The 15,096-nt window shown below is 22.4% G+C and carries 13 protein-coding genes; 9 read left to right on the plus strand and 4 right to left on the minus strand.

The genetic code is table 11. The features are described from left to right. Window positions 1-113 precede the first annotated feature (113 nt). From N3A58_04055 to bcp, 4 genes are all read left to right on the plus strand, one after another. Complete coding sequence (locus N3A58_04055; protein MCX8058570.1) at window positions 114-995, plus strand: 4Fe-4S binding protein; 882 nt, start codon at window positions 114-116, stop codon at window positions 993-995. A gap of 32 nt (window positions 996-1,027) precedes the next feature. Further along, window positions 1,028-2,677: a hydroxylamine reductase gene (hcp, locus tag N3A58_04060; protein MCX8058571.1), complete on the plus strand. Its 1,650-nt coding sequence runs from the start codon at window positions 1,028-1,030 to the stop codon at window positions 2,675-2,677. 173 nt (window positions 2,678-2,850) lie between these two features. Continuing rightward, a complete protein-coding gene (locus tag N3A58_04065) occupies window positions 2,851-4,095 on the plus strand; it encodes an MFS transporter (protein ID MCX8058572.1) in 1,245 nt (414 codons plus the stop codon). 110 nt (window positions 4,096-4,205) lie between these two features. Further along, a complete protein-coding gene (gene bcp / locus N3A58_04070) occupies window positions 4,206-4,667 on the plus strand; it encodes a thioredoxin-dependent thiol peroxidase (GenBank protein ID MCX8058573.1) in 462 nt (153 codons plus the stop codon). Window positions 4,668-4,716: 49 nt separating this feature from the next. On the opposite strand, the gene N3A58_04075 is transcribed toward bcp, so the two are convergent. Then, a complete protein-coding gene (locus N3A58_04075; GenBank protein MCX8058574.1) occupies window positions 4,717-6,864 on the minus strand; it encodes a cache domain-containing protein in 2,148 nt (715 codons plus the stop codon). A 607-nt stretch (window positions 6,865-7,471) separates the two neighbouring features. Here N3A58_04075 and N3A58_04080 point away from each other — a divergent pair. Then, entirely contained in the window at window positions 7,472-8,176 is a 705-nt protein-coding gene (locus tag N3A58_04080) for an HD-GYP domain-containing protein (protein ID MCX8058575.1), read from the plus strand. Between the two features lie 142 nt (window positions 8,177-8,318). Here the strand turns inward: N3A58_04080 and N3A58_04085 are convergent, their stop codons facing one another. Further along, window positions 8,319-8,471: a hypothetical protein gene (locus tag N3A58_04085; protein ID MCX8058576.1), complete on the minus strand. Its 153-nt coding sequence runs from the start codon at window positions 8,469-8,471 to the stop codon at window positions 8,319-8,321. 298 nt (window positions 8,472-8,769) lie between these two features. Between N3A58_04085 and N3A58_04090 the strand changes: the two genes are divergently transcribed. Continuing rightward, entirely contained in the window at window positions 8,770-10,215 is a 1,446-nt protein-coding gene (locus N3A58_04090) for an AbgT family transporter (GenBank protein MCX8058577.1), read from the plus strand. Window positions 10,216-10,290: 75 nt separating this feature from the next. Next, a complete protein-coding gene (locus N3A58_04095) occupies window positions 10,291-11,430 on the plus strand; it encodes a DUF2817 domain-containing protein (protein ID MCX8058578.1) in 1,140 nt (379 codons plus the stop codon). A 186-nt stretch (window positions 11,431-11,616) separates the two neighbouring features. Here the strand turns inward: N3A58_04095 and N3A58_04100 are convergent, their stop codons facing one another. Then, the gene (locus tag N3A58_04100; protein MCX8058579.1) at window positions 11,617-12,159 is read right to left on the minus strand and encodes a hypothetical protein; all 543 of its coding nucleotides are present in this window, start codon (window positions 12,157-12,159) and stop codon (window positions 11,617-11,619) included. A 269-nt stretch (window positions 12,160-12,428) separates the two neighbouring features. Between N3A58_04100 and N3A58_04105 the strand changes: the two genes are divergently transcribed. Further along, window positions 12,429-13,460, plus strand: coding sequence for a DMT family transporter (locus N3A58_04105; protein ID MCX8058580.1), 1,032 nt, complete (start codon window positions 12,429-12,431; stop codon window positions 13,458-13,460). 66 nt (window positions 13,461-13,526) lie between these two features. Next, on the plus strand, window positions 13,527-13,883 hold the full coding sequence (locus N3A58_04110; protein MCX8058581.1) for a hypothetical protein: 357 nt from the start codon (window positions 13,527-13,529) through the stop codon (window positions 13,881-13,883). An 11-nt stretch (window positions 13,884-13,894) separates the two neighbouring features. Here N3A58_04110 and N3A58_04115 read toward each other — a convergent pair whose 3' ends face one another. Then, a complete protein-coding gene (locus N3A58_04115; protein ID MCX8058582.1) occupies window positions 13,895-15,070 on the minus strand; it encodes an aminotransferase class I/II-fold pyridoxal phosphate-dependent enzyme in 1,176 nt (391 codons plus the stop codon). Between the last annotated feature and the right edge of the window lie 26 nt (window positions 15,071-15,096).

The raw sequence follows: 15,096 nt of genomic DNA on the forward strand, positions 1-15,096 counted from the left end.
TTTTTTATATTTAAAAAATATAGGTATTATAATACCATAATGCTAATATATATAAGAGATTCTTTAGAAATAAAATAAAAAAATTAAAAAATAAAAATCAGGAGGTATTTATTATGAAAAGAAAAATTATTGAAATTGATCAAGATTTATGCAACGGTTGTGGGTTATGTGCTAATGCTTGCCCTGAAGGAGCTATTAAGATGATAGATGGCAAAGCCCATATTGTAGGAGAATTTTTATGTGATGGCCTTGGTGCATGTGTTGGTGAATGTCCTGTTAATGCTATTAAAATAGTTGAAAAAGAAGCAGAACCTTACAATGAAATTAAAGTTATACAAAATCTAATCCCAAAAGGAGAAAATGTATTGATAGCACACTTAAAACACCTTTATGATCATGGACAAATTAATTGGTATAATGAAGCTTTAAAATATCTTAAAGAAAATGGAATAAATATCAATCAAAGTTTTATTTCTTCTGCATCAATTTATAATCAAAGCCCTTGTTGTGTTAATTTTCAAAATGTTAATTCTTTTCCTAAAGAAACTAAATTTCAAAAAGATAATAATTATAATCAACAATATGAAAACAATAATTCAAATACTAGTATAATTTCTGAAATTTCAAATTGGCCAATTCAACTTCACCTTATCAACCCAAATGCTCAAATTTTTAATAATGCTGATATTTTAATCGCAGCAGATTGCACAGCATTTGCTCTTGGTTCATTCCATAAAGATCTATTAAAAGGTAAAAAACTAATTATTGCATGTCCCAAACTTGATGCTAATAAAGAGATATACATCGAAAAACTCTCTTTCCTCTTTTCCAATATAAATATAAATAGTTTAACAATCGCTATTATGCAAGTTCCTTGTTGTAGAGGGCTTGCAAATCTTGTCAATGAATCACTTCAAAAAGCTCAGAAAAATATTTCTTATGATTTAATTATTATATCAATAGATGGAAAAATACTAACTAAAATTAAAGTTTAATAATTTAACAATAAATTAAAAATAAAAGGAGAATTTTTATGTTTTGTTATCAATGTCAAGAAACTATGAAAAATGCTGGTTGTAATTTAAATCAAGGAGTTTGCGGTAAATCTTCTCAAACTTCTGATCTTCAAGATCTTTTAATTCATATTTTAAAAGGTATATCTACTTTAGTAGTAGAAGCAAAAAATAATAGGATTTCAACTGAAAAAGAGGATGAATTTTTACTTGGATCTCTTTTTTCAACAATAACAAACGGTAATTTTAATGAAAATTGGTTTATTAAAAGAATAACTGAAGCAATAAAATTAAGAGAAGAATTAAAACATAAAATTGTCTCAAAAGGTGTTTCATTAAATACAATAATTAATAATCTTGATGCTGTAAACTGGAAAGGAGATGAAAGCATCTATTTAAATAAATCCAAGGAAGTTGGTTTTCTGTCAATAAAAGATACAATGCGAAGATCCCTTATAGCTACAATCATTTATGGACTAAAAGGGATGTCTGCTTATGCTGATCATGCTTTTGTATTGGGCAAAAAAGATGATACTATTTTAGAATTTATGCATCATGCTTTATCTTCTACATTAAATAATGACTTAAGAAATGAAGATTTAATTAATTTAATAATGAAAACTGGTGAATTTGGAGTAAAAACAATGGCTTTGTTAGATAAAGCTAATACAGAAAATTATGGACAAATGGAAATTACATCTGTTAATATAGGAGTAAGGGATAAACCAGGTATTTTAATTTCAGGGCATGATTTAAAAGATCTTGAAATGCTTCTGGAACAATCAAAAAATACAGGTATAGATATTTATACTCATAGTGAAATGCTACCTGCTCATTATTATCCTTATTTTAAGAAATATTCTCACTTTGCTGGTAATTATGGAAATGCTTGGTGGAAACAAAAAGAAGAATTTGAAAAATTTAATGGTCCAATTTTAATTACAACAAACTGTCTTGTTCCACCTTCAGATACCTATAAAAATAGACTATTTACAACAGGAATAGTTGGGTTTGATAAAGTTAAGCATATTGATTCAGCCAATAATGGATATAAAGATTTTACTTCAATTATTGAACTTGCAAAAACTTGCCCACCACCAACTCCAATTGAAGAAGGACAAATACTCGGTGGATTCAGTCATACAGTTATAGAAAAATTAGCAGATAAAGTTGTTAATGCTATTAAAAGTGGAAAAATAAGAAAATTTGTTATTATGGCAGGTTGTGATGGAAGGATGCCATCTCGAAAATATTATGAGGATTTTGCAAAAGCTCTCCCAAAAGATACAGTTATTTTAACAGCAGGTTGTGCTAAATATAGATATAATAAGTTAGAGTTAGGTGATATTGAAGGAATTCCTAGAGTTTTAGATGCAGGTCAATGTAACAATTCATATTCAATTGCTATAATAGCTTTAAAATTAAAAGAAATATTCAATCTCGCTGATGTAAATGATTTACCTGTTGTTTTTAATATTGCTTGGCATGAGCAAAAAGCAGTTTTAGTATTGCTATCTTTACTTTCATTAGGATTTAAAAATATTCATATTGGTCCAAGTTTACCTGGATTTTTAGCTCCAGAAGTTGCAAAATTTATAATAGAAAATTTTGGTCTTGCAACTATTAAAGATGTTGATTCTGATTTGAAACTCTTAATCGGTTAATATTTTATCAATATATTTATTGACTTGAAAATTAATAAACTAAAGATTTTTTTGAAAAACAACTTTTATAAAATATATTTTATAAAATTGAATTTTTATCAACTTAATAATTTATAAATTTATTATTTTAACTTCTTAATTTTATTATTTTATTTTTCTGATATTTTTTAATTGTGAAAATTAATTTATATATTTACAAAAATCTATCACCTGAAGTATATAAACTTGCAATTATACGATTCTTTCTTTCAATGGGAAATTTTATTTCACCTTTTATGACTTTGCTTTTAGTTAAAAAGCTTTTAATTCCACCTCATATAGCTTCATTATTTGTCATTTCTGCTGGTTTTATGTTTATTCCTGCAAGTATCTTATCTGGAAAAATTTCAGACAAAATTGGAAGAAAATTTGTACTTCTCTTATCTTTCAGCATTTATATATTAATAATTTTTATTATATTTTTAATTTATCAATTTAATATATTTCATAATGTTATTATTGCAATTTTGTTAATATTTGCCAACCTTTTTATTTCTATGACTCAAGCTCCAATTGCTGCAATTATCACTGATGTAACAGAACCCTCTAATAGAAATGAATCTTTTTCCCTTGTCTATTTAGCTGTAAATGTTGGATTTGCTTTTGGACCCCTTATTGCTGGTTTTTTATTTGAAAATTATACTACTATGATTTTTTTAGGAAATGGGATTGCATCTCTCATAGGACTTACCATTTTAACTGGGATTAAAGAAACTAGACCTAATTTAAATATGATTCTTTTAGAATCAAACTCAAATAATTTTAATATTAATACTAATAAGTATCACAACTCATCTATAAAATTTATTCTTAATGATAAAGTTTTTTTTATATTTATTTTGGCTACAATTTTTTATTCTTTTACTTATTCACAAGTAGGATTTACTTTACCTATATTTCTTACTAAACTTTTTGATAAAAAAGGTGCAAAATATTATGGGATTTTACAATCAACAAATGCTATTTCAGTTATTCTGTTTACACCACTTATATCTATTTTAGCAAGAAAAAGATCTCCTTTTTTAATGGTCTCTTTAGCAGGAGTATTTTATGCTTTTGGGTTTGGTTTATACTTTTTAATTAATTCTATTCCCATGTTAATTTTAACAACAGTTATATGGAGTATTGGTGAAATTTTGCAAATCACAAATCAAAATGTTTTTATAGCAAATAGAACCCCAACAAATATTCGTGGAAGAATAAATGGAACATTTCAAATTCTAAATGGTTTAGGTTTTATGCTTGGTCCAGTTTTTAGTGGATTCTTTCAAAAACATTTTCCTATTAATTTTGTTTGGATAGTAGTTTTTATAATTAGTTTTATAGGTTCTATAGAACTTTTAGTTAGTTATTTTAAAATGAAATCAAACATTTTTTAAAATTAAATTCACATAAATTTAACTAAATATATTTTTTAATAATCTTTAGTTGTCAATTAATTTTTCTTTTTTTATACTTATATAAAGTTGTAATTTTTTTGGAGAAGAAAATGGAAAAATTACTTAAAGAAAACGAAATAGCTCCAGATTTTTCTTTACCTGATGAAAATGGGCAAATTAATAGGCTTTCTGATTTTAGAGGTAAAACTGTTGTGTTATATTTTTATCCTAAGGATGATACTCCTGGATGTACAAAAGAAGCATGTAGTTTTAGAGACTATTTTTCTCAAATTATCCAAAAAGGTGCAGTTGTAATAGGAATATCAAAAGATAGTAAAAAATCCCATGAAAAATTTAAGATTAAATATAATCTTCCTTTTATTCTCTTATCTGATGAAAAAGGTGAAGTAATAAAATTATATAATAGCCTTGGTGAAAAAAATATATTTGGCAAAAAGATTTATGGAATATTAAGAAAAACTTTTATAATTGATAAAAATGGTGTTATAAAAAAAATATTTGATAATGTCACACCGGAAGAGCACGGAAAAGAAGTATTAGAATATTTATAAAAATTTTTAAAAATTTGAACTTTTTTTATGAATAATTTTTTTATTATTTTTATGTTTTAAATTTTTTTATATCAAATTCAACTCTTTCAATATTTTTCTTATTATCAATTGAAATTTTTTCTATATTCAATAGTGAATTATTAATTGAAGAGAAAGCATCATCCATTTCTACTATAGACATATTTATTTCTTCAGTCAAATTATTCATTTTCTCTATATCTTCTTTAATCAGATGCCCCAATTGTAATATCGAATTTGAGGATATTTTTATCTTATTTGTAATATCCTTCATTAAGGCTATAGAGTTACTTATCTCCTGTAAATTTTTATTCTGCTCAAAAATAGAATTTTCTACAATATCCTCTTCATAACTTATAATTCTTGTTAAATCAAGAACACCTTCATAAAATATTTCATTATCTTTAACTTTTAAATAAACTTCATCAAGATATATTTTAATAGACTCAATAATATTAAAAATACCGTTTTTGTTTACACTTAGATTTTCGTATATTTCATTAAAATAATTTCTTAATATTTCATTTTTATTTTTAATTTTTCTATTTGTCTCATTTTTATCTATAAAATTATTTATTTCTAATTTTTCTAAATCGTTAAAATTTAATTTTTTAGTAATCTCATTAAAATTAACTATAATTTTATCTAATTCTTGAAAAAAATCTGGATTTTTTTGTATAAGATTTCTTAACTCAACTACTTTTTCATAATTTTTTTTATAAAGCTGAAGAAGTTTTTTTATAGAATTATAGTTTGTTTCAAAAATAGCACCTGATTTTTCAATATTTTTTACAATCTTTTCAACATATCCTGATGATTCATATAAGAATCCTGACTGACTTTCTATTAACTCATTTAATTTCTCTATATCATTGAGCATACTCATAATTGATTCAGATGATTTTATAAAAAATTCTTTTTGGTTAGTAGCTAAATGTTTAATATTGTTTGTGTTTAAAGTTAATTCATTAACAGATGTAGTTGTAGTCATCATATTTGTTGATAAAATTTCTCCAATAATTTTTAAATTTTTAATAGAATCCTTTAAATTTGAAACTATTAGTCTTAATCTATCAATAAATAAATTAAAATTTGTGGCTAACACACCAATCTCATCTTTTGTTTTAATTTCTATTTTATGTGTTAAATCCCCTTCACCACTTGATAACTCGATAAAAAAATTATCTATTTTTATAATATTGCTAGTTATTAGATTACTTACAATATTTGATATTAAAGAGACTAATATAAAAACTATTATTAATGTTATAATTATAGCTTTTATTAGATTTAATATTGGAAAAAAAAGTTCCCTCTCTTCAATTGCAATTCCTACTATCCATCCTTTAGTATACCTAATTTTATTATATATCAATATTTCTTTTATCCCATCAGGTCTAATTATTTTTATTAAGCCACAATTATCTTTATTTAATTTTTCATAAATTTTTTTAACCCCCTTATATTTAAGTTTTTCAAGTTCATCTATCTTCATTTTCATAATAAAATCTTTATTCTTATGAGCAAAAATAGTACCATCTGAACCTATCGCCCAACCATAAGCAGTCTTACCAACTCTCAATCCTTCAATAATTTCTGTTAATTTCTCAAGTGTAACATTTACACTTATTATTCCATTAGTCTTATTGTCGTTATTAACAACCCTATGAGATATCACAAAAACTTCTTTTCCTGTAGATTTAGAAATAATTGGATCACTTACAAAGTATTCTTTATTATTGATTATTATTTCTGTAAAAAACTCTCTTTCTTTTTCATTTCCCATAGCTCCTGTTGTTGTTATAAAATTACCATTTTCATCAGTATAAAAAAGAATTTCATATAAAGGATTTAAATTCTTATTTATAACTTCAAAAGTTTTATTAACAAGGTAAAAATTTCCACCAAGAAAATCTATTTTTATTCCATCTTTAATAATCTTTCCTTCTCTAAAATCATCCAAAAAAGATAAAGTTTTTAATTCTGAAATTATTCCAAATATTATATTTTCTATAGCAACAGTTCCTTTTTTTAAAATCTCAAACTGAAGAAAATTTATATAAGGCTCAATATTATATTTTATAAAATATATTATTAAAAAAGATAAAATTATCAAAGTAGCAATGGATAATATCAAAGAAGAAAACATTATTTTTTCTTTTATAGAATTACCTAACATAAAAATCCTTTAAAAAAATTATATATATTCAATAATAATTCTATTATTATTTTTATTTATTTATTAAATAATTCAACAAATTTTATTAAATTTAATAAATTAATTAATTACTAAAATATTCTATTTTGTAAGATTGAAAAAAATTATTTTTAGCTTATTTTTTAATTAAGTTAAAATTATTAAATTTATTTTTTATTAGATCTTTTATTAAAATTAATGAATAAAGAAATTGAACAGATAAATAGTCAAATAAAACACTATTCAAAAATATTTCAAAGTTATGAGTATATCCAAAACACCGAAATATTTTTTGAAATTATTTTAAATGAAATAAAAAAAAAATTTTTCTTCATTCAAAGTCGGTTTTTTATACTTTGATAAAGAATTAAATGAATTTTATATTAAAGGTGAAAAAATATCTTACAATGAATATTATAAAAATTATATAGATAAATCCTTTTATATCGAAAAAGTTTTTACAGAAAGGGAAATTCTTATAATCAATTTAAATCAAGAAAATAAAGATTTTTATAAAGGAATATTTATCCCTTATGTTAAATCTATTATAATAATACCAATATTTTCATCTAATAATTTTTATGGTATTATGGTTTTTGAAAATGAAAACAATATTAATTTAACAGATATTGAAATTTCTACATTAAATATCATTTCTTCTAATTTGAATTTGTTTTTTCATACATTTTACTTTCATCAAAAAATTGAAAATGATCTTCTAAATACATTAAAAGCTTTAGTTTCATCTATTGAGATTAAAGATCATTATACTAAAGGTCACTCTTTAAGAGTAATGAATTATGCAATAAAATTTGCATTTCTTCTCAATTTAGAAGATAAAATTATTGAAAAAATTAAATGGGCTTCTTTACTTCATGACATAGGGAAAATTGGAATTCCAGAAAGTATTTTAAATAAAACTCTTCCTCTAAGTGAAAATGAATTTATAATAATGAAAAAACATGTTTTTTTTTCTTATCAAATTTTGCAACCTCTATCATTTCTCGAAGAGGAAAGAAAAATAATTCTTCATCATCATGAAAAATGGGATGGTACGGGTTATCCATATGGACTTAAAGGTGAAGAAATTCCCTTCGAATCAAGAATCATTTCAATAGTTGATTCTTTTGATGCAATGAATACAAATAGACCTTATAGAAAAAAAGTTAATATGGATTATATAAAAAATCAATTTATTGAAAACTTGGGAAAACAGTTTGATCCAATTTTAGGTGAAAAATTTATACAATTTTTAGAAAATAAAGATATAGTAGCAGAAAATCTAATTTCATAATATATTATAAAAATTATTAGTTAAAGTATTTTATTATTTAATAATTTAAACTTTTATTAAATTAAAAAATTTTTTTTTATTATTTATTTTTTAATTATTAAAATTAGCTAATACAATTTTTACAGTTATTATATTTATTCTACTATCCTATTAAATTTATCTTATTTATGCTTAATTTTTCATCTATATAAATAAGTTCTCCTAATTTTATCTCTTTCCAATTTTCATCTGTCAATTTTTCAGAACAAATTAAAACTGCCTCTTCTCCCTCTTTACTTTTAGATTCTAGAATCATATTTGTTTCTTGAGAAGAGTAGTTTATAGATGATAAAATATGATGAAACTTTCCATTGAAAATTCTAGATCAAAATCCTTATTTGCTCTAAGTCCTAGTAATCTACATATATAAATACCCCTTAATAAAAATTTTGTACACTTTTAAAAATTCAAGTTACTTAATAATTATTTATTTGCATTTTATTATTAATATTTATTTGAAATAATCAAATTAATCTACTAAAATTAATTATAAAATAAATTTAGTTAATTTAAAGTTCCTTTAATTTTTTTAATTTATTTTTGGAGGAATAAAAATGGGAAACAATACTCTTGTTATTAGTAAAAAAGCATTTATTTCCACTTTTATAATATTACTTGTTCTCACTATAATATCTGGGATTTTAACTCAAATTATACCTCAAGGAAAATATGAAAGAACTATATCTGAAGAAGGAGAAAAGATAATTGCAGATTCTTTTAAATTTATTAAAGAAAAACCATTGCCAATTTATCACTGGTTTTTAGCTTGGATTGAAGTTCTTTTTGATAAAGGAAATATTTTAATAATTTCAATTATTTTATTTATTTTAATAATTGGTATATGTTTTTCAATAATTAACTATACAGGAATTTTAGAAATTATAATTAAAATATTATCTTATAAATTTTACAAAAACAAATTTCTTCTTCTTTCTATAATAACACTTTTTTTTATGATTTTAGGTTCTATGTTTGGAATATTTGAAGAAATGCTTCCTCTTATTCCTTTAATTTTATTACTATCAAAAAATTTTGGATGGGATCAATTAACTGGTCTATATATGAGTCTTCTTGCCACTGGTTGTGGCTTTGCTGCTGCTATTTCAAACCCTTTTACTTTAGGAGTAGCCCAAAAATTAGCAAATATTCCTGTTCTTTCAGGGGCAGGTTATAGAATTTTCATTTTTATTTTTATATATTTTATTCTAATAACTTTTATAGAAATTTATATTAAAAAAATAACAAAAAATTCAATTGTAGAAAAAGGGAGCAATTATAGTACAAATTATATAGAAAATTTTAATATTTCAACTATGGAAAATAAAGATATAGAAATTATTAACAAAAAGAAAAAATCAATAACTTTTTTTATTATTATGATTATAATTATGTTTTGCTTCATAATAACAACATTATTTATTAATAATATTGCTAGTTTTTCAATTCCTATTATTGCTTTAATTTTTATAATAATCGCTATTGGAACAAGTATAATAGAAAGAGTTTCTGCAAAAGAAATTATAAAAATTGGGATGAAAGGCTTATCAGGAATATCACCTGCTATAATTCTTATATTATTAGCTATGGGAATTAATTATATAATAAAAAAAGGAAACATTATAGACACTATTCTATTTTATTCATCAAATGAATTAAAAAAAAGTGGCCCCTACATAACATCTTTAGGAATTTATCTTATAACTCTTTTTTTAAATTTTTTTATAGGTTCAGCTTCTGCAAAAGCTTTTCTCCTAATGCCTATACTTACTCCACTTTCAGATATAACTGGCATCTCAAGACAAATAATAGTTTTAGCTTTTCAATTTGGAGATGGATTTTCAAATGTAATCTATCCAACAAATCCAGTATTAATAATAGGTCTTGCTATATCAGGAGTTTCATATTTAAAGTGGTTTAAGGCAACAATTCTTCTTCAAATAATTATTTTTATTTTAACCTCTATATTTCTTTTGATAGCTGTATCTTTTGGATATAAATAAAGCTCATATAATAAACTAATTTAAAGATACAATAAATTAGAAAATATCTATTACTAAAAATAGTAAGGATTTTATATGTTTTTACATGAAAAAATTAAAAATATCGATGATATTAAAAAATTTATTCCAGAAATTTTAGAAAGTTTAAAAAAGCTCGATTATGATATATCTTTTGAAAACAATAATGACTGTTTTATAATAAGAGCAAAAAAGAAAAATAATAAAAATCATTTAATTTTACAAAGTGGACTCCATGGAATAGAAGGTTATGCAGGTTTTATATTTATTTACAATTTTGTTAATAAAATATTAATTAGAGAATTAACAGAAAAAAATAAAAACTTTAATACTATCAATCAGATAGTAAATAAATTTGATTTTTCATTTATCATTAATGCTAATCCATATGGAGTAAAAGCTAAAAGAAGAGTTAATGAAAATAATGTTGATTTAAATAGAAATTTTCTATTAAGCAGTGAAGAATTTTATAAAATAGACGATGAATATTTACTTATTGATAAATACATTAATATAGAAAAAAAGGTAAAATGCTTTTTTAGATCAATATTAAATATAATATATAATATAATAAAAATTATTACTAAAATTGGCCAAAAAAAGTTTAAAGAAATTTTATTGATAGGTCAAAATTTAAATCCAAATGGATTATATTATAGTGGAAACGGCTTTGAAAAAGAGACACTTTTTCTAATAAACTTATATGAAAATATTTTCAGTGAGTATTCTCCTGAAAATACTATATTCATTGATCTCCATACAGGTTATGGCCCAAAATCTCAGATGAGCATTGTTAATTCTTTTTATTTTAATAATAATGAAATAGAAAAATTTATTAATAAAAACTATCCTCTTGTTTCAAAAGTTAATACTGATAGTTTTTATAAAATAAAAGGGGACCTTATAGATTTTATTTATAACAAATATCCATCAATTAAATATGCTACAACTTTTGAATTTGGAACTTTCGGAGATTCTTTAATAGGAAATCTTAAATCTCTAATAGCTTTAATTTTAGAAAATCAATATTATAACACTAATATAAAAGGCAAAAACTTAAATAAAAATACTATAAATTTTACTGGTAAAAAAGTTCTATCCTTTTATGAAAAAGCTTTTTACCCAAATAGTAAAAAATGGTGGAGAAAAGCTTTATTAGATTTTGAAAAGGCAATAATAGCTATTCTCCACCTTTAAATTATAATCTTTTTTATATTATCCTGTAAAACTATTTTATTTATTATATTAAAATCTATTATTTAATTCAAACAAAATTCTTACAATAAATCATTATGATTATATTTTTATTAATTTCTATCATACAAATAAGTCAAATATTTTATTATTTGTTAAAATTAAATTCTTTTAGAAGTTTTATTATTTTTAAAAATAAAAACCATAGCTAAAGATACTATTAAATGCTATTGCAACACCTCCAGGTAAAGGACCACCTCCTAAAGATATTATTAAATAGAGTCCGATTCCAAAATTTATATAATTACTTTTACTAACTAATATTTGACTAATAATATTTCCATTAATTTCAATAATTGGTACAAAAAAATCACCATAATAGTTTAATCCTGTTATCATTTCTCCTTTTAAACCAACTTGAGCTTGGGCAAATATTCTTCTATTATCCATTTTATTTAAATAAAAAACAGGACCAGTTTTAAAAGCAAATCCCCAACCACCAAAAACAACATGGTAATAAAAGTGGGTAGACCATGGTAATTTACTACCTAAATAAAAAAAATAGCTAAACCCAAAATCAATATTAAAACCAATTTTTGAACCTATTACTGTTCCAACTAAAATGTCAAAACTTAAAGAATTTGCATTAGGATCAGCTTGTTCCTGGGAATAAATTTTTAATGGAAAAATAGAGATAATTAAAATTAAAACTAAAATAAAGACTTTTCTCATTTTTCTCTCCTTTAAAGATTTTTTATTTAATTAAAAAAATTTTTTTACAGAAGAACATTGTATTAATTAGTTTATATATATTAATAAAATGAATAATACAATGCAATATATTTCAAATTATATGACATTATTATTTAAATTTCAATAAAAAAATTTAAAAAAAATTTTAAATTTATATAATCCTTTTAGAAAATTCTTTAATATTTTTAATTAAGTATTATTAAAAATTGCATGCTTATTCCTTAAAAATATATTTATTAAGGTTATTTATGAAAAATAATAATGAAAATTTAAAAGGTATTTTAGCTTTATGGTTTACTGTTTTCTTATGGGGAATTCATGGTCCTTCCGCAAGGTTTCTTACTCAAAACAATATCTCCCTAATTGCTGTAGCAGAAACAAGATTTTTAATTGGTACTTTTGTATTTTTATTTTATCTCTTAATTAAAAAAAGTTTCTTACCATTATTAAAAAACTTTTCTATTGATATTATTATTCTTTCTATAGTAGGTTTGTTTTTTAATTCTATCTTCTATCACTTAGGATTAAAATATATTCCTGCTACACTTGTTATGATATTAGAAAATTTAACTCCATTTTTTGTTATTTTTTTTAATCTTATCTTTGATAAAATTAAACCAGATAAATATATTATTATTTCTTTAACAATCTCTTTTACTGGTTTATTTTTAATAGGAATAGGCAAAGGTGGCCTTAATTTAAATGACAATTCTTTCTATATAGGACTTATTTACGAAATAATTGCAGGGATTACTTTTGGTTTTTATACATACTATAGTGGAAAGACTTTAAATAAACTAAAAAATTATTATAAAAATTATAATAATATAAACAACCAAAATATTATAAATCAGAATAAAATTCAATCTATTATATTTAAATATTCAGAATTTAATATTATTATAAACCTTCTTTTCTATGTATTTATTATATCAACTTTAGCTGGATTTCCATTTATTCTTGATTTTAAGAATAATAAAATAACAACAATAGATTTGATTGTTATCCTTCAAATGGGTTTATTTGAATCTGGTCTTGCTTACATTTTGTGGAATTATGGAATTTCAAAAGCTGGATCATCAAAAGCTTCAATACTTTTTTTAATGACTGTTGTTTTTACTCTTATTAATGAGATTATTTTTTTAAAATTTATCCCTTCAATAATTTTAATTATTGGTGGTTTTTTAATAATGGCTGGTTCTTTATACATAACAATTAATAAAAATAAACCAAATGAAATAGTAAATAATTTAATTAGAAATAATAAAAATATAACTTGAAAATAAAGTTAAATAATGATTATATAAATCAAATAGAAAAATTATTAAATATAAAAGGAGTTAAATATGATTATAAACATCATATTGATAGTTTATTTAATTTTAGGAGTTTTATATACTGCCTTATCAAAGCAGAGCAATATTATTCTATTTTTCTTCTATTTTACATTCAGTTTTGGATTAAGCTTAATTAAAAATATTGCATATAAAGATTCTAAAAGTCCATTTATAAAATATTTACAATATTTCGCTTCTCTTATTTTTATAACAATTATGTATATAAATCTATATTTTTTTCAATTCAAATATATCTTGGGTGTAAATTTTAGTTTACTATTTGCACAAGGAGTTTATTTTTTCTATACACTGTTACCACTATCAGCTTTACTTGATATATTATTTGAAAGATTTAGAAATAGATAGATAAACTAACATTAACTATTTTTACTTTTATTAAATACAATACTTTCAAGATAATTTAAAAATTTATCTATATCATCTTTTGTATTATCCCAACTTGTAACAAACCTTACAATCTCTTCCTTTTCATCCCATATATAAAAAGGAAACTTTTTTGATAATTTTTTGTAATATATTAGAGGAAAAAATACAAAAATTTGATTAGTTTCCCTTTTTTTGTATAATTTAAAATACTTATCTGAATTTTTATTATTTATATTTTTAATAAACTCACTCCTATTGTCTCTATTATTATTTAAAAATTCTTCAAACTTAAATCTAAATTCGTTAATCTTATTTTCAAAATATAAAGCTAAATCATTTGAATTTTTAGCAAGCTCATATGGTAAATCTGAGTTTAAATATCTTAAATATTGAGCTGATATAAATCTCATTTTAGAATGAAGTTGCATTCCTTGTTTTCTAACAAATTTGAAATCTTTTATTAAATTATTTATTATTTTTGATTTAAAAGTTTTTTCTTTTTGTTTTAAATTTACCATATTAAAAACAACAACTTCTCCAAACATTAATCCATTTTTAGTTCCTCCAAAAGATAAAACATCACAGTATTTAAATATTTCATCTATTTTAACTTTTAGAAAGTCACAAGCATTAAAAATACGTGCCCCATCAATATGAAGAAACAAATTATTTTCAAAACAAAAAGTCTTTAGTTTTTCAAGTTCATTTAAACTATAAACAGTACCAAGTTCTGTTGGTTGGGAAATAGAAACAATCTTTATCTGAGCAACATGTTCATCACCAATTTCTTTAAGATTATTAATAATATATTCTAGTTTAATCTTACCATCTTCAGAAACATCATAAATTATTTTATTTCCAGCAAATCTTTCTAGACCACCTGTTTCATGATGATTAATATGAGCACTTTTAACAGTAAATACGCTTTCATATGGCTTTAATAAACTTGAAATTGCTAAAATATTTGCTCCTGTTCCATTATATACAAAAAAAGGTATACAATCGAGTCTCATAACTTTTTTAATCAATTTTATAGCAAGATATGTTGTACGATCATATCCATAACCTAATGAATGCCCAAAGTTTTCCTCTTCTAAAGCTTCTAAAATTGTAGGATAAACTTTAGAGCAATTATCTGATGCAAAAAATCTTATCTCTCTTTTCATAAAAAAAATATTAACCTTTATATTTT

The organism is Spirochaetota bacterium (assembly GCA_026415295.1).
Classification (GTDB): domain Bacteria; phylum Spirochaetota; class JAAYUW01; order JAAYUW01; family JAOAHJ01; genus JAOAHJ01.

What these genes read in the sequence shown, in the direction of transcription:
- N3A58_04055 (MCX8058570.1), top strand. Translation starts at nt 114, where the DNA reads ATGAAAAGAAAAATTATTGAAATTGATCAAGATTTATGCAACGGTTGT.
- bcp (MCX8058573.1), top strand. Translation starts at nt 4,206, where the DNA reads ATGGAAAAATTACTTAAAGAAAACGAAATAGCTCCAGATTTTTCTTTA.
- N3A58_04075 (MCX8058574.1), bottom strand. Translation starts at nt 6,864, where the DNA reads ATGTTAGGTAATTCTATAAAAGAAAAAATAATGTTTTCTTCTTTGATA.
- N3A58_04080 (MCX8058575.1), top strand. Translation starts at nt 7,472, where the DNA reads ATGGTTTTTGAAAATGAAAACAATATTAATTTAACAGATATTGAAATT.
- N3A58_04085 (MCX8058576.1), bottom strand. Translation starts at nt 8,471, where the DNA reads ATGATTCTAGAATCTAAAAGTAAAGAGGGAGAAGAGGCAGTTTTAATT.
- N3A58_04090 (MCX8058577.1), top strand. Translation starts at nt 8,770, where the DNA reads ATGGGAAACAATACTCTTGTTATTAGTAAAAAAGCATTTATTTCCACT.
- N3A58_04095 (MCX8058578.1), top strand. Translation starts at nt 10,291, where the DNA reads ATGTTTTTACATGAAAAAATTAAAAATATCGATGATATTAAAAAATTT.
- N3A58_04100 (MCX8058579.1), bottom strand. Translation starts at nt 12,159, where the DNA reads ATGAGAAAAGTCTTTATTTTAGTTTTAATTTTAATTATCTCTATTTTT.
- N3A58_04105 (MCX8058580.1), top strand. Translation starts at nt 12,429, where the DNA reads ATGAAAAATAATAATGAAAATTTAAAAGGTATTTTAGCTTTATGGTTT.
- N3A58_04110 (MCX8058581.1), top strand. Translation starts at nt 13,527, where the DNA reads ATGATTATAAACATCATATTGATAGTTTATTTAATTTTAGGAGTTTTA.
- N3A58_04115 (MCX8058582.1), bottom strand. Translation starts at nt 15,070, where the DNA reads ATGAAAAGAGAGATAAGATTTTTTGCATCAGATAATTGCTCTAAAGTT.